At 67.8% G+C, this 26340-nt stretch carries 25 protein-coding genes; 15 read left to right on the plus strand and 10 right to left on the minus strand.

Annotation, left to right across the window (positions count from 1 at the left end; translation table 11 throughout):
• Nucleotides 1–146 precede the first annotated feature (146 nt).
• The 5 genes from argB to metW all read left to right on the plus strand — a co-directional run bounded on the left by argB (nt 147) and on the right by metW (nt 4806).
• Nucleotides 147–1064 carry an acetylglutamate kinase gene (gene argB / locus AC3WLE_RS25140; RefSeq protein WP_010813296.1) on the plus strand — a complete coding sequence of 306 codons (918 nt, stop codon included), beginning with the start codon at nt 147–149 and terminating at the stop codon, nt 1062–1064.
• A gap of 71 nt (nt 1065–1135) precedes the next feature.
• Nucleotides 1136–2074 (plus strand): pyrimidine 5'-nucleotidase, encoded by a 939-nt coding sequence (locus tag AC3WLE_RS25145; protein WP_492321153.1) that lies wholly within the window; start codon nt 1136–1138, stop codon nt 2072–2074.
• Entirely contained in the window at nt 2071–2742 is a 672-nt protein-coding gene (gene slmA / locus AC3WLE_RS25150) for a nucleoid occlusion factor SlmA (protein WP_492321154.1), read from the plus strand. Before AC3WLE_RS25145 ends, slmA begins: the two co-directional genes overlap by 4 nt.
• Before the next feature lie 274 nt (nt 2743–3016).
• Complete coding sequence (gene metX, locus AC3WLE_RS25155; protein ID WP_011614402.1) at nt 3017–4198, plus strand: homoserine O-succinyltransferase MetX; 1182 nt, start codon at nt 3017–3019, stop codon at nt 4196–4198.
• The gene (gene metW, locus AC3WLE_RS25160; protein ID WP_010813300.1) at nt 4195–4806 is read left to right on the plus strand and encodes a methionine biosynthesis protein MetW; all 612 of its coding nucleotides are present in this window, start codon (nt 4195–4197) and stop codon (nt 4804–4806) included. Before metX ends, metW begins: the two co-directional genes overlap by 4 nt.
• Before the next feature lie 4 nt (nt 4807–4810).
• On the opposite strand, the gene AC3WLE_RS25165 is transcribed toward metW, so the two are convergent.
• The gene (locus AC3WLE_RS25165) at nt 4811–5725 is read right to left on the minus strand and encodes a LysR family transcriptional regulator (protein WP_492321155.1); all 915 of its coding nucleotides are present in this window, start codon (nt 5723–5725) and stop codon (nt 4811–4813) included.
• A gap of 110 nt (nt 5726–5835) precedes the next feature.
• Between AC3WLE_RS25165 and AC3WLE_RS25170 the strand changes: the two genes are divergently transcribed.
• Together AC3WLE_RS25170 and AC3WLE_RS25175 are read left to right on the plus strand one after the other, a co-directional pair.
• A complete protein-coding gene (locus AC3WLE_RS25170; protein WP_492357229.1) occupies nt 5836–6723 on the plus strand; it encodes a DMT family transporter in 888 nt (295 codons plus the stop codon).
• Nucleotides 6724–6847: 124 nt separating this feature from the next.
• A complete protein-coding gene (locus AC3WLE_RS25175) occupies nt 6848–7696 on the plus strand; it encodes an acyl-CoA thioesterase (protein WP_492321156.1) in 849 nt (282 codons plus the stop codon).
• Nucleotides 7697–7709: 13 nt separating this feature from the next.
• Here AC3WLE_RS25175 and AC3WLE_RS25180 read toward each other — a convergent pair whose 3' ends face one another.
• Nucleotides 7710–8969 (minus strand): muropeptide transporter, encoded by a 1260-nt coding sequence (locus AC3WLE_RS25180; RefSeq protein ID WP_492357230.1) that lies wholly within the window; start codon nt 8967–8969, stop codon nt 7710–7712.
• 150 nt (nt 8970–9119) lie between these two features.
• Between AC3WLE_RS25180 and AC3WLE_RS25185 the strand changes: the two genes are divergently transcribed.
• Nucleotides 9120–10082: a M48 family metallopeptidase gene (locus tag AC3WLE_RS25185; protein WP_492357231.1), complete on the plus strand. Its 963-nt coding sequence runs from the start codon at nt 9120–9122 to the stop codon at nt 10080–10082.
• Nucleotides 10083–10152: 70 nt separating this feature from the next.
• Here the strand turns inward: AC3WLE_RS25185 and argC are convergent, their stop codons facing one another.
• Nucleotides 10153–11100 (minus strand): N-acetyl-gamma-glutamyl-phosphate reductase, encoded by a 948-nt coding sequence (argC, locus tag AC3WLE_RS25190; protein WP_492321159.1) that lies wholly within the window; start codon nt 11098–11100, stop codon nt 10153–10155.
• 173 nt (nt 11101–11273) lie between these two features.
• Between argC and AC3WLE_RS25195 the strand changes: the two genes are divergently transcribed.
• Nucleotides 11274–11564 (plus strand): type II toxin-antitoxin system MqsR family toxin, encoded by a 291-nt coding sequence (locus tag AC3WLE_RS25195; RefSeq protein WP_492321160.1) that lies wholly within the window; start codon nt 11274–11276, stop codon nt 11562–11564.
• A 31-nt stretch (nt 11565–11595) separates the two neighbouring features.
• Complete coding sequence (locus AC3WLE_RS25200) at nt 11596–11994, plus strand: type II TA system antitoxin MqsA family protein (RefSeq protein WP_492352867.1); 399 nt, start codon at nt 11596–11598, stop codon at nt 11992–11994.
• A gap of 9 nt (nt 11995–12003) precedes the next feature.
• Here AC3WLE_RS25200 and AC3WLE_RS25205 read toward each other — a convergent pair whose 3' ends face one another.
• Nucleotides 12004–12780 (minus strand): exodeoxyribonuclease III, encoded by a 777-nt coding sequence (locus tag AC3WLE_RS25205; RefSeq protein WP_492321162.1) that lies wholly within the window; start codon nt 12778–12780, stop codon nt 12004–12006.
• Between the two features lie 27 nt (nt 12781–12807).
• Here AC3WLE_RS25205 and pyrE point away from each other — a divergent pair, with 27 nt between their 5' ends.
• Both pyrE and AC3WLE_RS25215 read left to right on the plus strand, forming a co-directional pair.
• The gene (pyrE, locus tag AC3WLE_RS25210; protein ID WP_152548499.1) at nt 12808–13494 is read left to right on the plus strand and encodes an orotate phosphoribosyltransferase; all 687 of its coding nucleotides are present in this window, start codon (nt 12808–12810) and stop codon (nt 13492–13494) included.
• Nucleotides 13495–13584: 90 nt separating this feature from the next.
• Nucleotides 13585–14892 (plus strand): patatin-like phospholipase family protein, encoded by a 1308-nt coding sequence (locus AC3WLE_RS25215; protein WP_492321164.1) that lies wholly within the window; start codon nt 13585–13587, stop codon nt 14890–14892.
• 14 nt (nt 14893–14906) lie between these two features.
• Here the strand turns inward: AC3WLE_RS25215 and AC3WLE_RS25220 are convergent, their stop codons facing one another.
• From AC3WLE_RS25220 to AC3WLE_RS25235, 4 genes are all read right to left on the minus strand, one after another.
• On the minus strand, nt 14907–15716 hold the full coding sequence (locus AC3WLE_RS25220; protein ID WP_492321165.1) for a polyphosphate kinase 2 family protein: 810 nt from the start codon (nt 15714–15716) through the stop codon (nt 14907–14909).
• A 107-nt stretch (nt 15717–15823) separates the two neighbouring features.
• The gene (gene dapF, locus AC3WLE_RS25225) at nt 15824–16690 is read right to left on the minus strand and encodes a diaminopimelate epimerase (protein ID WP_492321166.1); all 867 of its coding nucleotides are present in this window, start codon (nt 16688–16690) and stop codon (nt 15824–15826) included.
• Between the two features lie 42 nt (nt 16691–16732).
• A complete protein-coding gene (locus AC3WLE_RS25230) occupies nt 16733–17626 on the minus strand; it encodes a lipid A biosynthesis lauroyl acyltransferase (protein WP_492321167.1) in 894 nt (297 codons plus the stop codon).
• On the minus strand, nt 17623–18525 hold the full coding sequence (locus AC3WLE_RS25235; protein ID WP_492321168.1) for a lysophospholipid acyltransferase family protein: 903 nt from the start codon (nt 18523–18525) through the stop codon (nt 17623–17625). Before AC3WLE_RS25235 ends, AC3WLE_RS25230 begins: the two co-directional genes overlap by 4 nt.
• A 334-nt stretch (nt 18526–18859) precedes the next feature.
• On the opposite strand from AC3WLE_RS25235, the gene metK reads away from it, so the two are divergent.
• The gene (gene metK, locus AC3WLE_RS25240; RefSeq protein WP_029047350.1) at nt 18860–20023 is read left to right on the plus strand and encodes a methionine adenosyltransferase; all 1164 of its coding nucleotides are present in this window, start codon (nt 18860–18862) and stop codon (nt 20021–20023) included.
• A gap of 202 nt (nt 20024–20225) precedes the next feature.
• Nucleotides 20226–21167, plus strand: a complete 942-nt coding sequence (gene kdoO, locus AC3WLE_RS25245; RefSeq protein WP_492321169.1) for a Kdo hydroxylase KdoO — start codon at nt 20226–20228, stop codon at nt 21165–21167.
• Here kdoO and AC3WLE_RS25250 read toward each other — a convergent pair whose 3' ends face one another.
• A complete protein-coding gene (locus tag AC3WLE_RS25250) occupies nt 21168–22571 on the minus strand; it encodes a coniferyl aldehyde dehydrogenase (RefSeq protein ID WP_492321170.1) in 1404 nt (467 codons plus the stop codon).
• Between the two features lie 315 nt (nt 22572–22886).
• Here AC3WLE_RS25250 and AC3WLE_RS25255 point away from each other — a divergent pair, with 315 nt between their 5' ends.
• Nucleotides 22887–24566, plus strand: a complete 1680-nt coding sequence (locus tag AC3WLE_RS25255; RefSeq protein WP_439668492.1) for a GMC family oxidoreductase — start codon at nt 22887–22889, stop codon at nt 24564–24566.
• A 4-nt stretch (nt 24567–24570) separates the two neighbouring features.
• Here AC3WLE_RS25255 and AC3WLE_RS25260 read toward each other — a convergent pair whose 3' ends face one another.
• Nucleotides 24571–26232, minus strand: a complete 1662-nt coding sequence (locus AC3WLE_RS25260; RefSeq protein WP_492321171.1) for an acyl-CoA dehydrogenase family protein — start codon at nt 26230–26232, stop codon at nt 24571–24573.
• Nucleotides 26233–26340: the final 108 nt, after the last annotated feature.

Consider the following 26340-nt stretch of genomic DNA (forward strand, 5'->3'; position numbering starts at 1 on the left):
GCCGGTTGACTCGCGCCCCGCGCGGTTTCTTGTAAAATCGGCGCCTGCCATGGCCGGATGGCGCACTTTCGGGCGATCCCCGTTGGTTATCCCTGGCTACGTGGCCGATTAGCCATCATACCTGTTGATTCTCACGGATGTCCCCCATGAACGCCGACAACCCCGGGCCTGCCGCAACCACGGTGGCCGCCATTGCTCCCGCGCTGAAAGCCGAGATCCTCGCCGAGGCCCTGCCGTATATCCGCAAGTTCCACGGCAAGACCATCGTGGTCAAGTACGGCGGCAATGCCATGACCGAAGAGAAGCTCAAGCATGGCTTCGCGCGCGACGTGATCCTGCTCAAGCTGGTCGGCATGAACCCGGTGGTGGTGCACGGCGGCGGCCCGCAGATCGATGAGGCACTGAAGAAGGTCGGCAAGGTCGGCACCTTCGTGCAGGGCATGCGCGTCACCGACGAAGAGACCATGGAAGTGGTCGAGTGGGTGCTGGGCGGTGAAGTCCAGCAGGACATCGTGATGCTGATCAACCAGTACGGCGGCCAGGCCGTGGGCCTGACCGGCAAGGACGGCGGCCTGATCCGCGCCAAGCGCCTGCAGATGCCCGACCGCGAGAACCCGGGGGCGTTCATCGATATCGGCTACGTCGGCGACATCGAGGCGATCAACCCCGCGGTGGTCAAGGCGCTGCAGGACGACGCCTTTATCCCGGTGATCTCGCCGATCGGCTTCTCCGACGACGGCCAGGCCTACAACATCAACGCCGACGTGGTTGCCGGCAAGATGGCCGAGATCCTGAAGGCCGAGAAGCTGGTGATGATGACCAACATCCCGGGCGTGATGGACAAGAAGGGCAACCTGCTGACCGACCTGTCCGCGCGCGAGATCGAAGAGCTGTTCGCCGACGGCACCATCTCGGGCGGCATGCTGCCGAAGATTTCGTCGGCGCTGGATGCGGCCAAGAGCGGCGTGCATTCGGTGCACATCATCGACGGCCGCATCGAGCATTCGCTGCTGCTGGAAATCCTGACCGAGCAGGCCTTCGGCACCATGATCCGCTCGCACTGAGCGGAGCCTCGGGGCGGTGCCGGCAGCGGCCGGCCGCCCCGGACATCCCATCACCCTCCGAGTTGCCCGGCGTGCCTTCCAGTCTTCGTTCTCCGCGCCGTGTCCGCGCTCGCCTCTGCCGCCACCCCGCGGGCAATACCTCGGGCAATACGGTCTGGCTGTTCGATCTCGACAACACCCTGCACGACGCCTCGCACGCGATCTTCCCGGCCATCAACCGGCTGATGACCGACTACGTGGCGCGCGTGCTCGGCTGCGACGAGGCCACCGCCAGCCGCGTGCGCGTGGACTACTGGCAGCGCTACGGCGCCACGCTGCTCGGCATGATCCGGCACCACGGCGTGGATCCGGCTGATTTCCTGCGCGCCGCGCATGAATTCCCGGCGCTGGCCGACATGGTGCGGGTGCGGCGCGGGCTGGCCGCGCACCTGCGGCGCCTGCCGGGGCGCAAGATCCTGGTCACCAATGCGCCGCAGGACTACGCGCGGGCGGTGCTGGAGATAGCGGGCATACGGCATTGCTTCGAGCGCGTGGTGGCAATCGAGCAGATGTGGGTGCATGGCCACCTGCGGCCCAAGCCGGACCGCCGCATGCTGCGCCGGCTGCTGGTGCAGACCCGCATCGCGCCACATCGCGCGGTGCTGGTGGAAGACACCGTGTCGCACCTCAAGCGCTATGCCGGCACCGGCATCCGCACCGCGTGGGTGACGGGCTACCTGCGCACGATCGCGCCACCGCGCCCGCATGAGGTGCCTGCGGTGCGCGATGACGGCAGCCGGCGCGATGCCGCGGTACGCTCGACGCTGGAGGCGGAGGACCGGCGCCATGTCGGCCACGCCGCGCAGGAGCAGTCGGTGACGCTGGTGGCCGCGGAGACCCAGGCACCGCAGGCGCAGCCCGACAACGTGCGGCGCGTGCGCGCCCGCGTGCCGAACCGGCCGGCCTATGTGGACATAAAAGTACAATCGATGCATCAACTCCAACGACGAATGCGGAGAATCGGGTCATGACGCAAAGCAACGGGCGCGAGCCAGAGGCGGTCATTTCAGGCAGTGCGCAGGATGCGCAGGACGGAGGCCAGCCGCCGGCCACGCAGGTGCGCAAGCGCCCGCGCCCGGGCGAGCGCCGCGTGCAGATCCTGCAGACGCTGGCCACCATGCTGGAGCACCCGCGCGGGGAGAAGATCACAACGGCGGCGCTGGCTGCGCGCCTGAGCGTGTCCGAGGCGGCGCTGTACCGCCATTTCGCCAGCAAGGCGCAGATGTACGAGGGCCTGATCGGCTTTATCGAGCAGACCGTGTTCGGCCTGATCAACCAGATCACCGACAAGGAAGAGCACGGCCTGCGCCAGGCCCATGCCATCGTGCGCATGCTGCTGTCGTTTGCCGAGAAGAACCCGGGCATGACGCGCGTGCTGACCGGCGAGGCGCTGGTGGGCGAGCACGAACGCCTGCAGGAGCGCATCAACCAGGTGGTGGACCGCATCGAGGCCTCGCTGCGCCAGTGCCTGAAGATGGCGGTGACACAGGCCGCGTTCCCGGCGGACGCCGACATCCCGGCGCGCGCGGCGCTGATCATGGCGGCGGTGCAGGGGCAGTGGCACCGCTACGCCAAGAGCGGCTTCCGCAAGTCGCCGTCGCACTATGCCGAGGCGCATCTGCGGGTCTTGCTGGGCTGAAAACAACATGCCGGGCCGATTGCTCTATAATTGCCCGGTCGCGCCGATTTGATGACTGGCTTGCGGGCGCGCGGCAGCCAAGGGACCAAGTTCCGGGTTGCCACTATAAATGCGGCTAAAGAGGTTGGGTCGGCGCCCCATGCCACCACGGTAGTGGATGGCGCCGGCACGCGGAATCCCGCAAGGAATCCAGTGAATCCCGACTTGGCTGCGACGCTTCATACGCAAATGCCGGTCGGGTTTTTTTATGCCCGTTCGCCACGGGCCGGATTCCATGACTGATGTCGCCCTGCCGACCGCCGCGCCTGCCGCGTTCGACCTGCCGCCCGATTCGGTCGGCGTAGTTGCGCCGCAGCGCATGCACTTTGCCGAGCCGCTGAAGCTGCGCAACGGCTCGTCCATTGCCGGCTACGACCTGATGGTCGAGACCTATGGCACGCTCAATGCGGCCCGCTCCAACGCGGTGCTGGTGTGCCACGCGCTCAATGCCTCGCACCATGTGGCCGGCGTCTATGCGGAAGACCCGCGCGACGTGGGCTGGTGGGACAACATGGTCGGGCCCGGCAAGCCGCTCGATACCAATCGCTTTTTCGTCATCGGCGTCAACAACCTGGGCTCATGCTTCGGCTCGACCGGACCGATGAGCCTCAACCCGGCCACCGGCGCGCCCTACGGCGCGGCGTTCCCGGTGGTGACGGTGGAGGACTGGGTCAATGCGCAGGCGCTCGTGGCCGACGCGTTCGGCATCACGCAGTTCGCCGCGGTGATGGGCGGCAGCCTGGGCGGCATGCAGGCGGTGGCCTGGAGCCTGCTGTACCCGGAACGCCTGCGCCACTGCATTGTGGTCGCGTCCACGCCCAAGCTGTCGGCGCAGAACATCGCCTTCAACGAGGTCGCGCGCAGTGCCATCCTGTCGGACCCTGATTTCCACGGCGGCAACTACTACGCGCATGGCGTCAAGCCCAAGCGCGGCCTGCGCGTGGCGCGCATGATCGGCCATATCACCTACCTGTCGGACGAGGACATGGCCGAGAAATTCGGCCGCGAGCTGAAGACCGACGACATCCGCTTCTCCTTCGATGTCGAGTTCCAGGTGGAGAGCTACCTGCGCTACCAGGGCGACAAGTTCGCCGAGTACTTCGACGCCAACACCTACCTGCTGATCACGCGCGCGCTCGACTACTTCGACCCGGCGCTGGCCTTCGGCGGCGACCTGACGCGCGCGATGGCGCAGACCCAGGCCAGCTTCCTGGTGGCGAGCTTCGGCACCGACTGGCGCTTCGCGCCCAGCCGCAGCCGCGAGCTGGTCAAGGCGCTGCTGGACAACAAGCGCCCGGTCTCGTACGCCGAGATCGATGCGCCGCACGGCCACGACGCCTTCCTGCTCGACGACCCGCGCTATCACAACCTGATGCGCGCCTACTACGACCGCATCGCAGAGGAGATCGGCGCATGAACGCCCTGGCCAATCCCAATATCCTGGCGCTGCGCCCCGACTTCCGCGCGATCGCGCGCTGGATCGAACCCCATTCCACCGTGCTCGACCTGGGCTGCGGCGACGGCAGCCTGTTGCGCGTGCTGCAGGACGAGCTCGACGTGCAGGCCTACGGCATCGAGATCCGCGACGAAGGCGTGCTGGCGTGCGCGCAGAAGGGCGTCCATGTCATCCAGCAGAACCTGGAGGGCGGGCTGGCGCTGTTCGAGGACAAGAGCTTCGACACCGTGATCCTGTCGCAGACGCTGCAGACCATCCACAACACCGCGCAGGTGCTGCGCGACACGCTGCGGGTGGGGCGCGAGTGCATCGTGTCGTTCCCGAACTTCGGCTACTGGCCGCACCGGCTGTCGGTGTTCCGCGGCCGCATGCCGGTGTCGGAATCGCTGCCCTACCAGTGGTACAACACGCCCAACGTGCGCGTGCTGACCATCAGCGACTTCGAGGCGCTGGCGCCCAAGGTCGGCCTGCGCGTGATCGACCGCGTGGTGATGCACGAGGGCGTGACCGTCAACTGGGGCGGCAACTGGCGCGGCAGCCTGGCGGTGTACCGGGTCTGCGCGGCCTGAGGCGTCAGCGCGGCGCGTCGCCGGCGGTGCCGGCCAGATGATCGACAAAGGCGCGCACCTTGGGCGGTACATGCCGGGTGGGCGTGTAGACCGCGTAGGCCGTGCCGATGTAGGGCTCGAGGATGTCCCAGTCGGCCAGCACGGTGACGACCCGGCCCTGGTCCAGCGCATCGCCCAATGAGAAGTCCGGCACCAGCCCGATGCCGGCATCGCGCTCCACCATGCTCATGATCGCCAGGCTGTTGTTCAGCGTCAGGCGCGGCGGGATGCGCACCTCCACTTTCTCGCCGCTGGCCTGGTGGCGCATGGCCCAGCGCTCGCCGAAGTTGCCGTAGCCGAGGTACAGGCAGCGTGCGGCGGGCAGGTCGGCGGGCGTGGCCGGCGTGCCGTGGCGGGCCAGGTAGCCGGGCGAGGCCACCAGCCGGTAGCGCACCTCGCGCAGCGGGCGCGCGGCCAGCCCGGGTGCCAGTTCGCGCGCGATGCGTACGGCCACGTCCATCCCTTCTTCGACCAGGTCGACCATGCGGTCGGCCAGCGTCAGCTGCAGGTCCAGCCCCGGGTATCTGGCCAGCAGCGCCGGCAGCCGCGGCGCCAGCCAGGCCTGCCCGAACGAGACCGGCGCGCTCACGCGCAGCACGCCATGCGGCGTGCCGCCGTGCTCGCCGGCCAGCGCGGTGACGTCGCGCGCTGCCGCGGTCATGCGGGCGCAGGCGGCGTAGACCGATTGGCCCAGTTCAGTCAGTGCAAAGGCGCGCGTGGTCCGCTGCAGCAGGCTGGCGCCGAGCGTGGCTTCGAGCCGGGAGACGTGCCGGCTGACCGCCGACGGCGTCATGCCCAGGTCGAGTGCGGCAGCCGAGAAGCTGCCGCACTCGACCACGCGCGCAAACACGGCCATCGCATTAAGTGGCATATCCGGCATGGCACGTCCTCTTTTTTTGACTTCAAATCAAATACTAATTGATCTCTGACGGGATTGTTGAGCAGATCGCATGATGGAACAATGCGGCCATTGTCTGACCGGAGTCCGTCATGCCCTCGCAACAACCCTTGCCAGGCGGCGCCTGGCGCATGGTCGCGGCCATGCTGCTGTCTGGCACCATCGGCTGGTTCGTGGTCACCAGCGGCCAGCCGCCGCTCGATGTGGTCTTCTTCCGCTGCCTGTTCGGCGGCGCGGCGCTGCTGGGCGTGCTGACGCTGCAGCGCGGCTGGGTTCGGATGAGCCGCGCGCAGCTTGGCTGGCTGGCGCTGGGCGGCGTCACACTGGTGCTCAACTGGCTGGCGCTGTTCTCGGCGTATGCGTACAGCGGCATCGCCATTGCCACGGTGGTCTACCACACCCAGCCGTTCTTCCTGCTGCTGCTGACCTCGGTGATCCAGCGCGAGCCGTTCCCGTTCGCACGACTGCCGTGGCTGGTGCTGGCCTTTGCCGGGGTGATGCTGATCACCGGGCTTGAGCATGGCGCCACTGGCACTGCGATGCTGGCCGGTATCGGCCTGGGCCTGCTGGCGGCACTGCTGTATGCGGTGACGACCCTGGCCACGCGGCGGCTGCAGGCGATTCCGCCAGGCCAGATTGCCGGGCTGCAGATGGTGCTGGGCGTGCTGATGCTGGCGCTGCTGGCACATCCCGCGGCCGGCAGCTATGGCACCGGCACCTGGGCCGCGCTGCTGGCGCTGGGGCTGGTGCATACGGGCGTGATGTACACGCTGCTGTATGGCGCGTTCCAGCGGCTCAACGTGGTGTCGATCGCGACACTGTCCTTCATCTATCCGCTGGTGGCGATCGTGATCGACGTGATGGTGTTCGGCGTGGTGCTGGGTCCGCTGCAGATCGCCGGGATGGCGCTGGTGCTGCTGGGCGTGGTCGCTAACCAACTGGGCTGGAGCCTGCCGCTGCGGCGGCGGGTGCAAGGCTGATGCGGGCGCCACGGTGCCAGCGGCTGGAGGATTGACGTCTTGACCCGAACGCTGACTACGGTTAGTGTAGGCAGCGCATCGAACGATCGTGCTATTCCCTGCGAGTCACCAACCCATACCAGCCATGTCCACTGCGCCCCAGACCCAGGCGGCCACCGCCGCCAGCCCGCTCCATCCCTTTGACGACGCGCTGGCGCTGGAGCCGGCCGGCGAGCACCGCTTCCTGGGCCGCACCACGCCCGAGTACTGGAACATGATCGGCCCGTTCGGCGGCATCACCGCCGCCACGCTGCTGCAGGCGGCGCTGGACCATCCGCAGCGCCTGGGCGACCCGGTCTCGCTGACGGTCAACTTTGCCGGGCCGATCGCCGAGGGGCCGTTCGAGATCGAGGCGCGCCCGGTGCGCACCAACCGCTCGACCCAGCACTGGACGCTGGAACTGCGCCAGGGCGATGCCGTGGCCACCACCGCCACCGCCATGTTTGCGGTGCGCCGCGAGACCTGGGCCTGCGGCGAGGCGCTGATGCCGGAGGTGCCGGCGGCCGACGCCCTCCCGCCCATGAGCGGGTTTGCGCCGGTGCGCTGGCTCAAGTCCTACGACATGCGCCCGGTGCGCGGCGCCAAGCCGACTGCCGAGGCCGGCACCGAGCACCCGGACAGCCTGACGCAGTTCTGGCTGCGCGACGCGCCGGCGCGCACGCCGGACTTTGCCGCGGTGGCGGCCTGGGCCGACAGCTTCTACCCGCGCATCTTCCTCAAGCGCGCGGGCTTCGTACCGGCCGGCACGGTCTCGATGACCACCTATTTCCATGCCGATGCGGCCACGCTGGCTGCGCTGGGCGACAGCCACGTGCTGGCCAGCGCGCAGGCGCAGGTGTTCAGGCAGGGCTTCTTCGACCAGCGCGCGCAGCTATGGAGTGCCGGCGGCGAGCTGATCGCCAGCTCGCATCAGGTCGTCTACTACAAGGAATGAGGCAGGCGCGGGCTCAGGCGATCGCTTCGCGCGCCTGGGCCTCGTAGCGATGCACGGTGTGGCGCATGGCCCAGAGCAGCATCACGCCGGGCAGCGCCACCACCACGGTGCCCAGGTAGAACGGCGCCCAGCCCCAGGCCTCGACCATATAGCCCGACGAGGGCCCCACGTAGACCCGGCCCACCGACGCCAGCGCCGACAGCAGCGCGTACTGCGTGGCCGAGAACGAGCGGTTGCACAGCGTCATCAGCAGCGCCACGAAGGCCGCCGTGCCCATGCCCCCGCACAGGTTTTCGACCGCAATGGTCGCGCCCATGGTCCACAGGTGCGGCGGCGTCACCGCCAGGATCCAGTAGCCCAGGTTAGACACCGCCTGCAGCACGCCGAACAGCATCAGCGAGCGGTACAGGCCCAGGCGCACCATCAGCGTGCCGCCGAACAGCGCGCCGATGATGGTGGCGGCCAGCCCCAGGGTCTTGTTGACGATGCCCACCTCGCCCGCCGAGAAGCCCACGCCGCGGATCAGGAAGGTGGTCGACAGGCTGCCGGCAAAGGCGTCGCCGAGCTTGTACAGCACGATCAGCAGCAGCAGCCACCATGCGCCCTGGCGGCCAAAGAAGTCGCGCAGCGGCCCTACCACCGCCTCTTCCAGCGAGCGCGGCGCGCGCGCGGGGACGTCCGGTTCCGGCGCCCACAGCAGCGTGACGATGCCCACGCCCATCAGTGCCGCCATCAGCAGGTAGGTCTGCTGCCAGCCCAGCACGCGGTCGGCCAGCCACAGCGCCAGGCCGCCCGAAACCAGCATCGCCAGCCGGTAGCCCAACACCTTGACCGCCGCGCCGGCGCCGCGCTCGGGCGGGCGCAGCACGTCGGTGCTGTAGGCGTCGAAGACGATGTCCTGCGAGGCCGACAGGAAGGCCACCAGCGTGGCCAGCGCGGCCAGCGTCCACAGCGCCTCGCGCGGCGGGCAGAAGGCCATGCCGGCGATGCCCAGCACCAGCCCCAGCTGCGTCACCAGCAGCCAGCCGCGCCGCCGCCCCAGCAGCGGCGGCGTGTAGCGGTCCATCAGCGGCGCCCACAGGAACTTGAAGATATAGGCCTGGCCCACCAGCGAGAAGAAGCCGATGGTCTTGATATCCAGCCCCTCGACCGTCATCCATGCCTGCAAGGTGCCGGAGGTCAGCGCCAGCGGCAGCCCGGAGGCGAAGCCCAGCGCCAGCATGGCGCCGATGCGGCGGTTGCGGAAGATATCGAGGTAGGTCTGGAAGGTCATGAACGGGCCGGCGTGAAGCGCCGCGCGGCTGCGCGGGCGCCGTGTATTATTGCATCACCTGTTTGCCTGCCCGCCACATGCGGCACGGCATCGTTGCCGCGGATCACCGATCCGCCTGCCTGGTCTTCCACTGCGTCCGAGGAACCGCAAATGCTCCGCCGCCTGCAAGGTGTTCAGCGTCCTACCCGTGACCGGCTGGTGCGCGCGCTGGCGCTGGCCGCGGTGGCGGCGCCCATGGCCTGGTGCCTGCCCGCCCAGGCGCAGGACAGCGAGGCTGGCGGCATCCGGCTGGACCGCAGCGGCTCGGCCGTGCGCAAGATCGTGCCGGTCGAGGCCATCGAGCAGCAGGCCGCGCAAGAATATGAGCAGCTCAAGCAGGAAGCCATCGCCAAGCATGCACTGGCCGCCGCCGACAACCCGCAGCTGGTGCGCCTGCGCACGATCGGCAAGCGGCTGCTGCCGCAGACCGCACGCTGGAACGAGCGCGCGCGGCAGTGGCAGTGGGAGATCAACCTGATCGGCTCCAGGCAGGTCAATGCGTTCTGCATGCCGGGCGGCAAGATCGCCTTCTATACCGGGTTGCTCGACCAGCTCAAGCTGACCGACGACGAGATCGCCATGGCGATGGGCCACGAGATCGCCCACGCGCTGCAGGAGCATGCGCGCGAGCGCGCTGCCAAGTCCGAGATCACCAACCTCGGCGCCAACGTGATCTCGCAGCTGTTCGGCTTCGGCAACCTTGGCAATATGGCGCTCGGCACCGGCGCCCACCTGCTGACGCTGCGCTTCTCGCGTGCGGATGAATCCGAGGCGGACCTGATCGGCATGGAAATCGCCGCGCGCGCCGGCTATGATCCGCGCGCCGCGGTGTCGCTGTGGCAGAAGATGGGCAAGGTGAGCCAGTCCGGCACCGAGTTCCTGTCCACGCATCCGTCCGGGCGCAGCCGCATCGCCGACCTGGAGAAGCACCTGCCGGAGGTGCTGCCGCTCTATGCGCGCGCGAGCAATACCACGGTGGAGAGGCTGCCGCCATACCGCGCCAACATGGCGGGCCTGGGCGGCGCGCCGGTGGACAGCGGCGACGACGACCGGCAGAAGCCGCTGCAACGCTGAGCGGTCCGCTGGCGCAAATGAAAAAAGCCGGCAATGCCGGCTTTTTCCTCATTCAGGGCTTGCCGCTGCGTCAGGCGCGCAGCCCCGTGGCCTCGTCGGCGCCCACATGCACGTTCATGCATTGCACCGCCGCGCCGGCCGCGCCTTTGCCCAGGTTGTCCAGGCGGGCCACCAGGTTCAGGCGCTCGGCATTGCCGAACACGAACAGGTCGACCCGGTTGGTGTCGTTGTTGGCCTGCACGTCGAAGAAGCCGCCATCGAGGTTGTCGGCGCTGTTGTACGGCATCACGCGCACGAACTGCTCGCCTTCATAGTGCTTGCGGTAGATCTCGACGATCTGCTCGGGGCTGACCTTGCGCGCCAGCCGGTCCGTGAACACCGGCACCGTCACCGCCAGGCCCTTCAGGAAGTTGCCGACGATCGGGTTGAAGACCGGCGCCTGCGCCAGGCCGGCCTGCACGCGCATCTCGGGCAGGTGTTTGTGTTCCAGGCCCAGCGCGTACGGGCGCGGGCTGTCCAGCTTCGGGTTACCGCCGGCTTCGAACTCGGCAATCATCGACTTGCCGCCGCCGCTGTAGCCGGTCAGCGAAAACGCCGAAACCGGGTAGTCGGCCGGCAGCACGCCGGCGTCCACCAGCGGACGCACCGCCAGCACGAAGGCGCTGGCGTGGCAGCCCGGCACCGCAATGCGCTTGCTGGCGCGGATCTTCTCGCGCTGGCCGCGCGCCAGCTCGGGCAGGCCGTAGGCCCAGCTGTCGGTGGTGCGGAACGCCGTGCTGGCGTCGATCACGCAGGTGTTCGGGTTGGTCACCAGCGACACCGCCTCGCGCGAGGCCACGTCGGGCAGGCACAGGAAAGCGACGTCGGCGGCGTTCAGGAATCGTGCTCGTTCGGCCGGGTCCTTGCGCTTGTCATCGGCAATGCGCAGCAGTTCCACGTCGGAACGGCCGGAAAGATAGTCAAGCAGCCGGAGACCGGTGGTGCCTTCCTGACCATCGACGAACACTTTGAAAACCATGGCTGACTCACTCAATGAAGTGCGGGAAATGCGAAATGTCCCCTGCCGCATGCGGTAGGGAACCTGCATTGTAGCGGGGATGGGGGCTGATCGCAGGGGTTTGTACCGATGGGATTTGTTGCGATCTGGCGCTGTTCCGGGCTTGCGGGATTTAACCAAGTGGGTTAATTTTCATGAAAAAGGGGACGGCGCATTACAGGCTATGGGACGTGAAGGCATTGTTGGCAGCCGGCAAGATGGAAATGACGTTTGCGGCCTATTCCCATGCGGCGATGATGGGTCTGCGATGGAGCCGCGAAATCCTGATGCAGCTGGGTCCGGCGGACTTCTACAAGAGCATGACAACATATGAAGACCACAGGGTTTGGCAGGACGTCTACAGGCCTGTCACGCCGCAAGGCGCCTTGAATGTGAAGCTCACGGTCACCGATGAGGTGCGGGTCATCTCCTTCAAGTTGAGGTAGCAGCGGCGCAGACAGTCAAAGGAGAGGCCAGATGAAGTGTCCTGAGTGCGGTGGCGCGGATCTCGAGGCGGGGATTCGCGACATGCCTTATAGGTATCGTGGTGAAACAACCGTAATTCGCGATGTGCCGGGGCAATGGTGTCCCAAGTGCGGCGAGGGCGTGCTGCCTCGCGACAGCGACTGGGTGAGCGATGCGATGCTCGCCTTCAACAAGCAGGTCAACGCCTCGCTTGTCGATCCGGCCTATATCACCGGCGTGCGCAAGAAACTCCGCCTTGACCAGCGCGAAGCTGCCGAGATCTTCGGCGGCGGGGTCAACGCGTTCTCGCGCTACGAGACCGGCCGGACCAAGCCGCCGCTGGCGCTGGTCAAGCTGCTCAAGCTGCTTGACCGCCACCCGGAACTACTCGAAGAGATTCGGGCGGCGTAAGCGCAGTGCTCAGAGCGGATAGTCGTAGTCGATCGACAGCGGCGCGTGGTCGCTGAACTTCTCGTCCTTGTAGATCGAGCAAAGATGCGCGGTGTCGGCGATCCTGGGCGTGGCAAGGTGGTAGTCGATGCGCCAGCCGACGTTCTTGGCGTAGGCCTGGCCGCGGTTGCTCCACCACGTGTACTGGTCAGGGCGCGGGTCCAGCTTGCGGAACACGTCGACATAGCCGTGGGTGTCGAACAGTTCGCCGATCCAGGCGCGTTCTTCCGGCAGGAAGCCTGAGTTCTTCAGGTTGCCCTTCCAGTTCTTGATGTCGATTTCCTTGTGCGCAATGTTCACGTCACCGCACAGCACGATCTCGCGCCCGCTTGCCTTCAGTTGCAGCAGGTGCGGCAGGAAGGACTCCATGAAGCGGAACTTGGCCTGCTGGCGCTCCTCGCCACTGGAGCCGGACGGCACGTACACCGAGATCACCGCCAGGTGCGGGTACTGCACTTCCACATAGCGGCCTTCGTTGTCGAACTCGGGAATGCCGAAGCCGGTAACCACGCGCTCGGGCTGATGCCGCGTGTATAGGCCTACGCCGCTGTAGCCCTTCTTCTCGGCGTAATGGAAATAGCCGTGGTAGCCATGTGGCGCAAGGAACGCTTCCGTCATGTCGGCGGCCTGTGCCTTCAGTTCCTGCACGCAGACCATGTCTGCGTCCTGCTTGCCCATCCAGTCGAAAAAGCCCTTCTTCGACGCGGAGCGGATGCCGTTGAGGTTGGCGCTGATAATCCGTAACATTCGGGGAAATTTTGAATTCAGAGAGAAATGATGACGCAGCAGAAACCGCCCGCGGGTGCCGACCTCAGCCAGACCTTTATCCGCTTTGCGCTCGATGCGGGCGTGCTGTCGTTTGGCGAGTTCGTCACCAAGGCCGGCCGCAAGTCGCCTTACTTCTTCAACGCGGGCCTGTTCAACCAGGGCGCGATGCTGGGCGAGGTGGCGCAATTCTATGCCAAAACGCTGCTGGCCTCGGGCGTGCAGTTCGACGTGCTGTTCGGGCCGGCCTACAAGGGCATCACGCTGGCGTCGGCCACCGCGGTGGCGCTGGCGGGCATGGGACGTGATGTCGGCTTCGCCTACAACCGCAAGGAAGCCAAGGACCACGGCGAAGGCGGCACCCTGGTCGGGGCCAAGCTGCAGGGCAAGGTGGTCATCGTCGACGACGTGATCTCCGCCGGTACCTCGGTGCGCGAATCGGTAAACATGATCCGCGCCGCCGGCGCCGAGCCGGCCGCGGTGCTGATCGCACTGGACCGCATGGAAAAGAGCGGTACCGCCGAGCAGGTCGGCACCCATTCCGCCGTGCAGGACGTGCAGCGCGAATTCGGCATCCCGGTGATCGCGATCGCCAGCCTGAAGGACCTGCTGGCGTACCTGGATGCGTCGCAGGACCCGGCGCTGGGGGCTTCGCGCGAGGCCGTGGCGGCCTATCGTCAGCGCTACGGCGTCTGAATCCGTTGATGAACATGGGCGCCGGACACCGGTGCCCAATCCGCGGACAGCGGGCGGACGGCTGACTTTCAGACTGGGAGGGGGCGCGGCGTGGCGGCAAAAGAGCGGCAGGAACGGGCAGGGCAGCAGGCGGCAACGCCATCCACAAGGGCGGAATCGGCCGGCAATGGCGATTCGCTGGCCGAGCGCGGCGCGCAGGTGCAGCCGCGCAAGCCGGTGCGCCGGGCCGCCAAGGCCCCGGACCGGCCGGCGCACGAGGCCTATGCCGTGCGCGCGCTGGTGCTGCAGGGCGGCGGCGCGCTCGGGGCCTACCAGGCCGGCGTGTACCAGGGCCTTGCCGAGGGCGGCATCTACCCGAACTGGGTTGCCGGCATCTCGATCGGTGCGCTCAACGCCGCCATCATCGCCGGCAATCCGCCCCAGCGCCGCGTGGAACAACTGCGCGCCTTCTGGGAGTACATCTGCGCGCAGCCGTGGCTGCCCAGCCTGTCGCACACCTGGTTCGCCGACCATGCCGAAGGCTGGCCCGAGCCAATGCGGATCTGGTTCGATGGCCTGCATGCAGCGCGTGCCATGCTGGAAGGCCAGCGTGGCTTCTTCCAGCCGCGCGGCTGGCCGGAGCTGATGTCGCGCTACTCGGACCCGAGCCATGTCAGCTTCTACGACACCACGCCGCTGAAGGCGACGCTCGAGCGCTTTGCCGACTTCGACCTGATCAACCACCGCCCCGACCTGATGCGCGTCTCGGTGGGGGCGGTCAATGTGCGCACCGGCAATTTCGCCTACTTCGACAATACCCGCGACAAGCTCTGCCCCGAGCATTTCATGGCCTCGGGCGCGCTGCCGCCGGGCTTTCCGGCGGTGGAGATCGATGGCGAGTACTACTGGGATGGCGGGCTGGTGTCGAACACACCGCTGGCCGAGGTGCTGACCGCGCAGCCGCGGCGCGATGCGCTGATCTTCCAGGTCGACCTGTGGAGCGCGCGCGGCAAGCTGCCGCACGACCTGGTCGACGTGGCCGAGCGCCAGAAGGACATCCAGTATTCCAGCCGCACGCGGGCCATTACCGACTACATGCGCGAGCAGCAGAACATGCGCCGCATGCTCAACGAGGTGATGGCGCTGGTGCCGCCGTCAAAGCGCGACAACGCCTGGTACCGCCGCGCGGCGGAGCAGGCCTGCGACGCGCGCCGCAACGTGATCCAGCTGATCTACCGCGACAAGTCGTTCGAGAACCTGGCCAAGGACTACCAGTTCGGCGCGCTCACCATGCATGAGCACTGGACCAGCGGGCTGGACGATATCCGCCAGACCCTGCGCCACCCGCAATGGCTGGCGATGCCCAGCCGCGAGCACCCCTTCGTCACGCACGACGTGCACCGCGGCAACGGTGGCTGAGGCGGCCGGGCGGCTCAGTCGACCTTGATACTGGCCAGTTCCGGCCGGGCGGGCGGGTAGGCCGGCTTCAGGTCCTCGAAGACCTTGGTCAGGATCTCCGCCACCATCAGGTTGCGGTGTGTCTTGGAGTCGGCCGGCACCACGTACCACGGGCATTCGGGCGTGCTGGTCGCCATGATGGCAGCCTCGTAGGCGTCCATGTAGGCCTTCCAGTGCTTGCGCTCGGCGAGGTCGTTGGTGTCGAACTTCCAGTGTTTATCCGGGTCTGCCAGGCGCGCTTCGAGCCGTGCCTTCTGCTCGTCGCGGGATATGTGCAGGAAGCACTTGACGATGGTGGTGCCGGTCTCGGTCAGCATCGACTCGAAGTCCCGGATCTGGCGGAAGCGCCGCTCGCACTCGGCGGCGTCGATCCAGTTGTGCACGCGCGTGATCAGCACGTCTTCATAGTGGCTGCGGTTGAAGACCACGATCTCGCCCGTCTTCGGTACCTGCAGGTGGATGCGCCACAGGTAGTCGCGCGCGAGTTCCTCCGGCGACGGGGACTTGAAGCCCACCACGCGGATGCCCAGCGGATCGAAGCTGCGGAACACGCCGCGCACGGTGCCGTCCTTGCCGCTGGTATCCATGCCCTGCAGCACCACCAGCAGCTTGCGCCGGTGCTCGGCGTAGAAGATGTCCTGCTGCGCGTCGAGGGCGTTGCTCAGCTCGATGATGCGGGCCAGGTCTTCTTCTTTCTTGCCGCACGACAGCGGCTTGCTGCCCGGGTCGAAGCCGGCAAGGCGAAAACGCTTGCCCGAGGTAATGCGGAAATCGTCCAGCGGCATGGGCGCTCCATCGGTCTGACCAGCAAGATCAAGGGAATGGGCGCCCCGGCCGGGGCTCCGCGGCAAGGAATGCGGGGCGTGTGGACAGGGGCGCACAGCCCCTATGGTCAGGCCGGCAGGGCTGCCAGGTCAATGCTGCCTTCAAACACGGTGGTGGCCGGGCCGGTCATGCGCACCGGTTCCGCGCCGCCGTCCCAGGCAATGGTCAGTTCGCCGCCGTGGGTATGCACCCGCACCGGCGAGTCCAGCAGGCCGCGCCGGATGCCGGCCACCACGGCCGCGCAGGCGCCGGTGCCGCAGGCCAGGGTTTCGCCGGCACCGCGCTCGTAGACGCGCAGCCGGATGGCATGGCGGTCCTGCACCTGCATGAAGCCGGCATTGACGCGGTTGGGGAAGGCGGCATGGTGCTCCACCACCGGGCCGTCCTGCAGCACCGGGAAGTTCTCCACGTCGTCCACCACCTGCACCGCGTGCGGATTGCCCATCGATACCGCCGAGATCCATTCGGTGCGGCCGTTGACCTCCAGGCCGTAGAGCGTGTCCGCGCCTTCCGCGCGGGTGGGCAGGCCTTCGGCACGGAACGGCACGCGCGCCGGTTCCAGTTCGGGCGCACCCATGTCCACTGTGACCTGGCCGTCGTCCTGCAGCGTCAGGGTAATGACGCCGTTCATCACCTCGACGCGCACCGAGCGCTTGTCGGTCATGCCCTTGTCGGTGACAAAGCGCACAAAGCAGCGCGCGCCGTTGCCGCAGTGCTCCACCTCGCTGCCATCGGCATTGACGATGCGGTAGCGGAAGTCGACATCGGGGCGGGACGGCTTTTCAACGATCAGGATCTGGTCAGCGCCAACGCCGAAATGCCGGCTGGCCAGCGCACGCCATTGCGCCGGGGTCAGGTCGATCTGCTGGTGGATGCCGTCGAGCACGACAAAGTCGTTGCCCGCGCCGTGCATCTTGGTGAACTGGAGTTTCATGGTGGGGATTGTAGCTGCGCGGCGCCGGACGTGCCGGCGCGCTCAGTAGATCTCGGGCTCGCCCGGCAGGCGGTGCTTGAAGCGCTTGTGCACCCAGTAGTACTCGGGCACGCGCGGGCGGATGCAGTCCTCGAAGAAGGCATTCATGCGGCGCGTGTCGTCGGTGACGCTTGCGCCGGGGTAGTCTTCCCAGGGCGGCAGGATGCGCAGCACATAGCCCTGGTAGTCGGGCAGCATCTCGGTATAGATCGGCACCACCTTGGCCCCGGTCAGGCGCGCCAGCCGCGACACCGAGGTCAGTGTCAGCGCCTGCACGCCGAAGAACGGCACGAACTCCGAGTCGCGCTCGCCGAAATCCATGTCGGCGATCAGCTGCAGCGCCTCGCCTTTCTTCAGGCAGCGCAGGATGTCGCGCGCGCTGTCGTTGCGCGAGATCATGTTGGCGCCGAAGCGGCCACGCGCGCGCTTCAGGAAGTGGTCGAACAGGTCGTTCTTCTGCCTGGTATAGAGCGACGCGCCGGAGCGGTCGAGATGCTCGCGCAGGTGGATGGTGAGCCGGATCGCACCGGCTTCCACGCCCGACAGGTGCAGCGTCACCAGGATATGCGGGGTGCCATCCAGCGCCACCAGGTCGGCCTGGTCGTCGATCTGCACCCAGCGGCGCATCTGCGCTTCACTGCCGGTCCAGAAGATGCCGCGTTCGGCAAAGCTGCGGAACAGGATGCGGAAGCTCTCGCGAGACAGTTCGTCGATCTCGGCCTCGGTCTTGTCAGGGAAGCACAGGCGCAGGTTTGCCCGCACCACGCGGCGGCGTTCGCTGGGGACCAGGTAGAGCAGGCGGCCCAGTCCTTCGCCGAAGCGGGCAACAAACGGATATGGCAGCTTGCCCAGCACCGTCAGCAGTCCGATGCCGAGCCAGGTGAACACGCGGCTCATGAAAGGGAAGGATCAGTGGTCGTCTTGGTCGCGGTGCTGGCGGCATAGTCAGGCGGGAGCTCGGCGCCGGCCGGATGCTTGTAGCGGTGGTAGCCCCACAGGTACTGCGTGGGCGCCATGGCCACCAGTTGTTCGATATGGCGGTTGATCACGCCGGCGGCCTCGGCGGCATCCTCGGGCAGCATGCCGCCGCCGTCGATCACGCGGTAGTGGCCGCGATAGCCCGCGCCGCGCGGCAGCCGCTCGGCAAACACCACCACCACCGGCGCCTGCGTCAGTTGCTGCAGCCGGTGCACCAGCGCCATGGTGTAGGCCGGCTTGCCAAAGAACGGCGCCCAGTTGCCTTCACCGCCGGTCGGGACCTGGTCCGGCAGGATGCCCACCGCCTGGCCGCGCTTGAGTGCCTTGACCAGCATGCGCACGCCGCGTGGCGTGGCCGGCGCCATGTGCATATTGGGGCGCGTACGCATTTTCTCGATCCAGTCGCGCAGCCACGGCTGGTGCGGCGGCTTGAACAGGGCGGTGACCGGGCGCAGCAAGGCGTGGGACTGAGGCAGCACTTCAAAGCAGCCCAGGTGCGGCGTCAGGATGATGAGCCCCTTGCCGCGCGCTTGCAGCGCCCCCAAGGCCGGCCACATGTCGTCGTCGAAGCCATGCAGCTTCGCGCCGATCTGGCTGCGGCTCCAGAAGTAAGGCATCTCGATGATCATGCGCCCGGCCGAGCGGCCGGCTTCGTCGATCATCGCGTCGGTCGCATCCGGAAACGCGAGGCGGAAGTTTTCCCTCAGGCGCTGGCTATAGCGGCCGGGCAGTCTCGCCGCGACTAGCCCAAGCACGCCTCCCAAGGCTTGAAGCAGGCGGAGCGGAAAACGGGAGATCAGCCAGAAAAGAAAGGTCATCAGGCGCGAAAAGCGAGCCTGTCGCGCGTCCGTGCCGGAAAACGGGCGGGCCAACAGGCGTTTTTTTCGATGGCGGTATTCAGATCCGCGCGCAGCGTGCCGACATCCGGCAAGGCGCACGGCCAGCGCGCGCCAAGGCGGCGCTGGTGTTGCGCCGGCGCCCCTGGCGCGCTGCAACGAGTCCGGCAGGCGCGTATAATAGCGTGTATCGCCGAGTTAACTGACAACTTGCGGGGCGATGCGGCTCTAACCTGGCTGCTTGAAATACCGCTAAAGCGTCGCCGCCATGAACCGATCGGGCTGGCACGCAATAGCCAACCTGGAGAATAAGTTCGTGGCAAACGACTTCCTTTTTACTTCGGAATCCGTCTCCGAAGGCCATCCCGACAAGGTCGCCGACCAGATTTCCGACGCCGTCCTGGACGCCATCCTGGCCCAGGACAAGTACGCGCGTGTGGCAGCTGAGACGCTTTGCAACACCGGTCTGGTGGTGCTGGCCGGGGAAATCACCACGACCGCCAACGTCGACTATATCCAGATCGCGCGCGACACCATCAAGCGCATCGGCTACGACAATACCGAGTACGGGATCGACTACAAGGGCTGCGCGGTGCTGGTCGCCTATGACAAGCAATCGCCCGACATCGCCCAGGGCGTGGATCGTGCTTCCGACGACTACCTCAACCAGGGTGCCGGCGACCAGGGCCTGATGTTCGGCTACGCCTGCGACGAGACCCCGGAACTGATGCCGTTCCCGATCTACTACGCCCACCGCCTGGTCGAGCGCCAGTCGCTGCTGCGCCGCGATGGCCGCCTGCCCTGGCTGCGCCCGGACGCCAAGTCCCAGGTGACGGTGCGCTATGTCGACGGCAAGCCGCACAGCGTGGATACCGTGGTGCTGTCGACCCAGCATTCGCCCGACATCACCCAGGCCCAGATCCGCGAAGCCGTGATCGAGGAAATCATCAAGCCGGTGCTGCCGGCCGAGATGCTGAAGGAAACCAAGTACCTGGTGAACCCGACCGGGCGCTTCGTCATCGGCGGCCCGCAGGGCGACTGCGGCCTGACCGGGCGCAAGATCATCGTCGATACCTACGGCGGCGCCTCGCCCCACGGTGGCGGCGCGTTCTCGGGCAAGGACCCGTCCAAGGTCGACCGCTCGGCCGCCTACGCCGCGCGCTACGTGGCCAAGAACGTGGTGGCCTCGGGCCTGGCGCGCCAGTGCCAGGTGCAGGTCAGCTACGCCATCGGCGTGGCCCGCCCGATCAACGTGACGGTCTACACCGAAGGCACCGGCAAGATCCCCGACGCCAAGATCGCCGAGCTGGTGCAGGAGCACTTCGACCTGCGCCCGAAGGGCATCGTGCAGATGCTGGACCTGCTGCGCCCGATCTACGAGAAGACCGCCGCCTACGGCCACTTCGGCCGCGAAGAGCCGGAATTCTCGTGGGAAGCCACCGACAAGGCGGCTGCCCTGCGCGCCGCGGCCGGCCTGTAAGCGCCACCCGCGCCAGCAGCACTGACGGCAAGCCCCGCCGGCCCGCAAGGGCCAGCGGGGTTTTTTTACGCGGGCTTGATCCTGGTCCAGTCGCCGCGTGACGCCGGCGCCACGGCGGGCGGCAGGGAGTAAAATCCCGCCATCCCCAGCCGCCACGCCGGCGGCCCACCCCAAACACTGGTGACCGTTTCCAGAGGATGCCATGTCCGAAGCGCCTGTCCTTGCCCCCTCGACTTCAACCCGGCCGCCCGCCGCCGGCCAGCTCAACCTGATCCGCCCGCAGCCGTATGCCGACTGGGCGCCGCAGGTCACGGCCGAGGAACGCGCCACGCTGCGCCGCGAGCTGGAGCAGGGCGCCGTGCTGTACTTCCCGAACCTGAATTTCCGTTTCCAGCCGGGCGAAGAGCGCTTCCTGGACAGCCGCTATTCCGACGGCAAGTCCAAGAACATCAACCTGCGCGCCGACGACACCGCGGTGCGCGGCGCCCAGGGCAGCCCGCAGGACCTGGCGGACCTGTACACGCTGATCCGCCGCTACGCCGACAACAGCGAATTGCTGGTGCGCACGCTGTTCCCGGAATACATCCCGCACATGACGCGCGCCGGCACCTCGCTGCGGCCCAGCGAGATCGCCGGGCGCCCGGTCAGCTGGCGCAAGGATGACACCCGCCTGCACGTGGACTCGTTCCCGTCCAACCCGATGCTGGGCAAGCGCCTGTTGCGCGTGTTCCACAACATCGACCCGGCCGCGGCGCGCGTGTGGCGCGTGGGTGAGCCGTTCGGCGATTTTGCGCAGAAGTTCGTGCCCAAGACCCATGGCCTGTGGCCGGGGCAGGCGGCGCTGATGAAGCTGCTGCATATCACCAAGCGCAAGCGCTCGGAATACGACCACCGCATGCTGCAGCTGCATGACCTGGCCAAGGCCGACCTGGATTACCAGGCCAAGGTGCCGCAGCAGGAATTCCACTTCCCGCCGGGTTCCACCTGGATCGTCTTCAGCGACCAGCTGCTGCACGCGGCCATGCGCGGACGGGCGATGATGGAGCAGACCATCTACCTGGCGCCGCAGGCGATTTCCGACCACACCCACTCGCCCGAGGCGGTGCTGTCGCGCATGCTCGGGCGGCCGATGCTGGTGTCCTGATCAACGCAGAAGCAGGCGCAACATGGTTTCGAAGGTCTTGCCGTAGGGCGGCTTGAGCAGTCCTGCGCCGTTCAGGCCAGCCTGGTGGAACACCGGTTTCACCTTGGAGAAGGTGTCGAAGCCCGCCTGGCCGTGATAGGCGCCCATGCCGCTGGCGCCGACCCCGCCGAAGGGCAGGCCGTCCTGGGCGATATGGAACAGCGTGTCGTTGACCGTGACGCCGCCGGCAACGGTCTGGTTCATCACATGGCCGATGGCGCCGCGGTCGCGCTCGAACAGGTACAACGCCAGCGGTCGCGGGCGCGCATTGATGTAGTCCACCGCCTCGTCCAGGGTGCGGTACGTCACCACGGGCAGCACCGGCCCGAAGATCTCTTCGCGCATCGCCGTGACGCCTTCGGGAACATCCAGCAGCAGCACCGGTGGCAGGCGCCGCGCCTGCGCGTCCGGCTGGGCATCGGACAGCGGCACCACGGTCGCGCCTTGCGCCGCGGCTTCATCCACCAGCGCCGCCAGGCGCGCGAAGTGGCGCGGGCTGATGATGCTGGTGTAGTCCCGGTTGCGCGCCAGGTCCGGATAGAGCCGGTCCACGCACCGGCGTGCCGCTTCCACCAGTTGCTCGCGCAGGTCTTCCGGCACCAGCACGTAGTCTGGCGCGATGCAGGTCTGGCCCGCGTTCATCAGCTTGCCCACCAGGATGCGCTCCACCGCACGTGGCAGGTCGGCACCGGCGCCGATAATCGCCGGCGATTTGCCGCCGAGTTCCAGCGTCACCGGGGTCAGGTTGGCGGCCGCCGCGCGCATCACATGGTGGCCGACCGCGGTCGAGCCGGTGAACAGCAGGTGGTCGAAGGGCAGCGCGGTAAAGGCGCTCGCCACCTCGGCATCGCCATTGACCACCATGATCTCGTCCGGCGCAAAGTGCTGCGGCACCAGTTGCGCGAACAAGGCCGCAAAGCGCGGCGTGTATTCCGACAGCTTCACCATGGCGCGGTTGCCCGCCGCCAGCGCGCCGGCCAGCGGCCCCACCGTCAGGTACAGCGGATAGTTCCAGGGCACCACGATGCCCACCACTCCCAGCGGCTGCGGCACCAGCCGCGAGCGGCCCGGGCGGAACCAGAAGCCGGTGGCGGCGCGGCGCACGCGCATCCAGCGCTTGCCGTGGCGCAGCGCGTCGTCGATGCCGCCCAGGCTCGGGAATACCTCCAGCAGCGCGGTTTCCTGCCGCGGCCGGTTGGTGAAGTCCGCGTGGATGGCGGCGGCAATCGCAGCCTCGTTTTCTGTCACCAGCCGGCGCAGGCGCTGCAGGCGGTCGGCGCGCACGGCCCAGGCGGGCAGCTGGTCGCGCCGCGACGCGGCGTGCATGGCGCCAAAGACGGACGACAGGTCGGGGACTTCTCGCATTGCTGCGCTCCTGGGCACGGGACGTGCGGGGAAAGTGGATGTGGATCGCGGCGGGTGGCGCTGCAGCGGTCCGCGTGTTCCCGCGCACGATAAGGTAGCGTGCCAGCCATGGCAATGGAAGTTTCCTACCAGAAGGGCAATTCAAACGCCCGTCTGCGCAGCGCCGGCGGCCCGCGCCACCGGGCTTCTCCACCGTCCGGGCTAGCGCCTACACTGAATCTCACAGCTTGCCATCCGCTGGACGGACAGGGCGCGCATGCACCGGCGCGGCCCGGCTCACGCACGCGCGCCGCCTGCGGACTCGCGGGGAGACAGATGGAAACCACCTTTGACTACGTCATCGTCGGCGCGGGCTCGGCGGGCTGTGCGCTGGCGGGGCGGCTTGCCGACAGCGGCGACGACACCATTGCCCTGGTCGAGGCCGGGCACCACGATCACCATGTGCTGGTACGCACACCCGCGGCGCTTGCCGCGCTGCTGCCGCGCGCGGGGGCACGCAACTACGGCTATGAAACCGTGCCGCAGCCAGGCCTGAACGGCCGCCGCGGCTACCAGCCGCGCGGGCGCGGGCTGGGCGGCAGTTCCTCGATCAACGCCATGATCTACACGCGCGGCCGCGCCGCCGATTATGACGCGTGGGCCGCCGCCGGCTGCGACGGCTGGTCGTGGGACGACGTGCTGCCGTACTTCCGCCGCGCCGAATGCAATGAACGCCTGGCCGGCAGCGACGACGACCCGCTGCACGGCGGCAACGGGCCGTTGCACGTGAGCGACCTGCGCACCCCCAACCCCTTTGCCGAACGCTTCATCGAGGCCGCGCAGCAGGCGGGGTTCCCGCGCAATGACGATTTCAACGGCGAAGAACAGGAGGGCGTGGGCTGGTACCAGGTCACGCAGCACGCGGGCGAGCGCTGGAACGCGGCGCGTGCCTACCTGCACGGTGGCAACAAGCGCGACCGGGCCTGCAATGGCGGCCGCGCGCACCTGCGGGTGCTGACCGATACGCAGGCGCTGCGCATTGTCTTCGAAGGCCGCCATGCGGCCGGGGTGCAGGTGGTGCGCGAGGGCCGCCGGCAACTGCTGCGCGCGCGCCGCGACGTGATCGTGTGCGCGGGCACGTTCGGCTCGCCGCAGCTGCTGATGGTGTCGGGCGTCGGCCCCGCCGCGCACTTGCGCGAACATGGCATCGCCGTCGTGCATGACTTGCCCGGCGTGGGCGCCAACCTGCAGGACCACCTGGACATCGTGCTGCACAAGCGCGTGGCCGTGCCTGAATTGTTCGGCGTGTCGTTCGGCGGCCTGGCGCGGCTGGTGCCTGAAATGCTGCGCTACCGCCGCGAGCGCACCGGCATGATGTCAAGCAACTTCGCCGAGGCAGGCGGCTTCCTGCGCAGCCGCCCGGATCTGCCCGAACCCGACCTGCAGCTGCATTTCGTGGTCGGCATGGCCGATGACCACATGCGCCGGCTGAACTTCGGCCACGGCTATTCCTGCCATGTCTGCGTGCTGCGCCCGCGCAGCCGCGGCGAGGTGCGGCTGGCCTCGCACGATATCCGGCGCGCGCCGCTGATCGACCCGCAATACCTGAGCGATGCGCGCGACCTGGACGACATGGTCGCCGGCGTTCGCATCGTGCGCAGCATCTTTGCGCAGCCGCAGCTGGCCGGCTTCGGCGGGCGCGAACTCTATTCCGCCGGCCTGCGTGCCGATGGCAGTGACGACGCTGCCGTGCGCGAGATGATCCGCGAGCATGCCGACACCATCTACCACCCGGTGGGCACCTGCCGCATGGGCATGGATGCGATGGCGGTGGTCGACCCGCAATTGCGCGTGCGCGGCGTCGAGGGCTTGCGCGTGGTCGATGCGTCGGTAATGCCGACCCTGGTCGGCGGCAACATCAATGCACCCGCCATCATGATCGGCGAGCGCGCGCATGACCTGATCCGCTACGCGCCGCGCGTGATGCTGCGGGTGCTGGAATCGATGGAGGCTTGAATCGCTAGCCTTCGAAGCCGCGCGAAAACACCCGCTTGAGCACGTCGGCATCCGCATCCAGGGTGCCGAACACGCGCCCGTGCTGCCGTCCCAGCCGGCTGGCGACGAACAGCTCGGCATTCTCGGTATCGGCATGCGCCAGCATCAGCGCGGCCTGTGCGGTCAGCACCAGCCCCTGCGCAAAGCGTCGGGCGCTGGCTTCCAGCAATTCCGGCGGCTGGCGCAGCAGCGCCTGCAGCGATGCCAGTTCCGCGCGCACCGCCGGATGGCCGCCGGCGCGGCGCGACAGGTCTTGCAGCAAGCGTGCGGCATCGTCGGGATTGCGCTGGATCGCGCGCAGCACGTCCAGGCACATGATGTTGCCCGAGCCTTCCCAGATCGAGTTGACCGGCGCCTCGCGGTACAGGCGCGCCATCGGGCCTTCTTCCACGTAGCCGTTGCCGCCCCAGACTTCCATGGCTTCGCCGGTGGCTTCCAGCGTGCGCTTGCAGACCCAGAACTTGGCCGCGGGGGTGACCACGCGCTTCCACGCCGCCGCGAGCGGATCATCGTCAGCGTGCTCGAAGGCGTGGCCCAGTTCCATCATCAGCAGCGTGGCCGCTTCGGATTCCAGCGCCAGGTCGGCCAGCACATTGCGCATCAGCGGCTGGTCGGCCAGCAGGCGCCCGAAGGCGCTGCGGTGGCGCGCATGGTGCAGCGCCTGCACCAGGGCCGCGCGCAGGATCGCGGCGCTGCCGATCACGCAGTCCAGCCGCGTGCCGGTGGCCATCTCGATGATGGTCGGGATGCCGCGGCCTTCCTCGCCGATCAGGATGCCGGTGGCGTCTCGGAATTCCACCTCGCTGCTGGAATTGGAGCGGTTGCCGAGCTTGTCCTTGAGCCGCTGGATCAGCACCGCGTTCTTGCTGCCGTCGTCGCGAAAGCGCGGCACGAAGAAGCACGACAGCGGGCCGTCTTCGGCGCCCATGCGCGCGACCACCAGGTGCGCATCGCACATCGGCGCGGAAAAGAACCACTTGTGCCCGGTCAGCGCGTATTCCGCGCCGCGGCCTTCGCCGCGCACCGCGCGCGCCACGGTGGTGTTGGCGCGCACGTCCGAGCCGCCCTGCTTCTCGGTCATGCCCATGCCGATCATGATCGCGCTCTTGCTGCGCCACGGCAGGTCGCGCGCATCGTGCTCGGTCGCATACAGCCGCGGCTCAAGCTCGGCAAACAATGCGGTTTCCTTGCGCAGCACCGGGATGCTGGCGAAGGTCATGGTGGGCGGGCACAGCGAGCCGGATTCCACCTGCGCCTGCAGGAAGTAGCCGGCGGTGCGCGCCGCCCATGCGCCCGCGCGCGGCTGCGCGAAGGGCAGGGCCTGCAGTTGCTGGCTGCGCAACAGGGCCAGCAGCGCGTGCCAGCTCGGGTGGAAATCCACGGCGTCGATGCGCTCGCCGGTGCGGCTGTGCGTGTGCAGCTCGGGCGTGTGGCGGTTGGCATCGGCTGCCCATTGCTGGACTTCCGGCTCGCCCAGGCGCGCGCCGAACTGGCCCAGCGCGCCGGCGTGCCAGCCGCCTCCCAGCCGTTCCAGCGCGCCGCGCAGCGCCGGATCGGTGGCGAACAGGTTGTAGTGCGCGAGATCGGGCACCTGGTTGAACACGCGGTGGGTGGCAGCTTCAGTCATGGCGGGATCGGAAGATGGACGCGTCTTACTGCATGGTAGAGCACGTCGCCGGCGTTTGAGTGCGCGGTTGTCCCCTTGCGGGTGATTATTGCGCCGCAGCATGCGCGA

This window comes from Cupriavidus sp. FW306-1B-F12B (assembly GCF_058781795.1).

Coding starts and splice junctions, on each gene's coding strand:
- argB (WP_010813296.1), top strand. CDS start 147: ATGAACGCCGACAACCCCGGGCCTGCCGCAACCACGGTGGCCGCCATT.
- slmA (WP_492321154.1), top strand. CDS start 2,071: ATGACGCAAAGCAACGGGCGCGAGCCAGAGGCGGTCATTTCAGGCAGT.
- metX (WP_011614402.1), top strand. CDS start 3,017: ATGACTGATGTCGCCCTGCCGACCGCCGCGCCTGCCGCGTTCGACCTG.
- metW (WP_010813300.1), top strand. CDS start 4,195: ATGAACGCCCTGGCCAATCCCAATATCCTGGCGCTGCGCCCCGACTTC.
- AC3WLE_RS25165 (WP_492321155.1), bottom strand. CDS start 5,725: ATGCCGGATATGCCACTTAATGCGATGGCCGTGTTTGCGCGCGTGGTC.
- AC3WLE_RS25170 (WP_492357229.1), top strand. CDS start 5,836: ATGCCCTCGCAACAACCCTTGCCAGGCGGCGCCTGGCGCATGGTCGCG.
- AC3WLE_RS25175 (WP_492321156.1), top strand. CDS start 6,848: ATGTCCACTGCGCCCCAGACCCAGGCGGCCACCGCCGCCAGCCCGCTC.
- AC3WLE_RS25180 (WP_492357230.1), bottom strand. CDS start 8,969: ATGACCTTCCAGACCTACCTCGATATCTTCCGCAACCGCCGCATCGGC.
- AC3WLE_RS25185 (WP_492357231.1), top strand. CDS start 9,120: ATGCTCCGCCGCCTGCAAGGTGTTCAGCGTCCTACCCGTGACCGGCTG.
- argC (WP_492321159.1), bottom strand. CDS start 11,100: ATGGTTTTCAAAGTGTTCGTCGATGGTCAGGAAGGCACCACCGGTCTC.
- AC3WLE_RS25195 (WP_492321160.1), top strand. CDS start 11,274: ATGAAAAAGGGGACGGCGCATTACAGGCTATGGGACGTGAAGGCATTG.
- AC3WLE_RS25200 (WP_492352867.1), top strand. CDS start 11,596: ATGAAGTGTCCTGAGTGCGGTGGCGCGGATCTCGAGGCGGGGATTCGC.
- AC3WLE_RS25205 (WP_492321162.1), bottom strand. CDS start 12,780: ATGTTACGGATTATCAGCGCCAACCTCAACGGCATCCGCTCCGCGTCG.
- pyrE (WP_152548499.1), top strand. CDS start 12,808: ATGATGACGCAGCAGAAACCGCCCGCGGGTGCCGACCTCAGCCAGACC.
- AC3WLE_RS25220 (WP_492321165.1), bottom strand. CDS start 15,716: ATGCCGCTGGACGATTTCCGCATTACCTCGGGCAAGCGTTTTCGCCTT.
- dapF (WP_492321166.1), bottom strand. CDS start 16,690: ATGAAACTCCAGTTCACCAAGATGCACGGCGCGGGCAACGACTTTGTC.
- AC3WLE_RS25230 (WP_492321167.1), bottom strand. CDS start 17,626: ATGAGCCGCGTGTTCACCTGGCTCGGCATCGGACTGCTGACGGTGCTG.
- AC3WLE_RS25235 (WP_492321168.1), bottom strand. CDS start 18,525: ATGACCTTTCTTTTCTGGCTGATCTCCCGTTTTCCGCTCCGCCTGCTT.
- kdoO (WP_492321169.1), top strand. CDS start 20,226: ATGTCCGAAGCGCCTGTCCTTGCCCCCTCGACTTCAACCCGGCCGCCC.
- AC3WLE_RS25250 (WP_492321170.1), bottom strand. CDS start 22,571: ATGCGAGAAGTCCCCGACCTGTCGTCCGTCTTTGGCGCCATGCACGCC.
- AC3WLE_RS25255 (WP_439668492.1), top strand. CDS start 22,887: ATGGAAACCACCTTTGACTACGTCATCGTCGGCGCGGGCTCGGCGGGC.
- AC3WLE_RS25260 (WP_492321171.1), bottom strand. CDS start 26,232: ATGACTGAAGCTGCCACCCACCGCGTGTTCAACCAGGTGCCCGATCTC.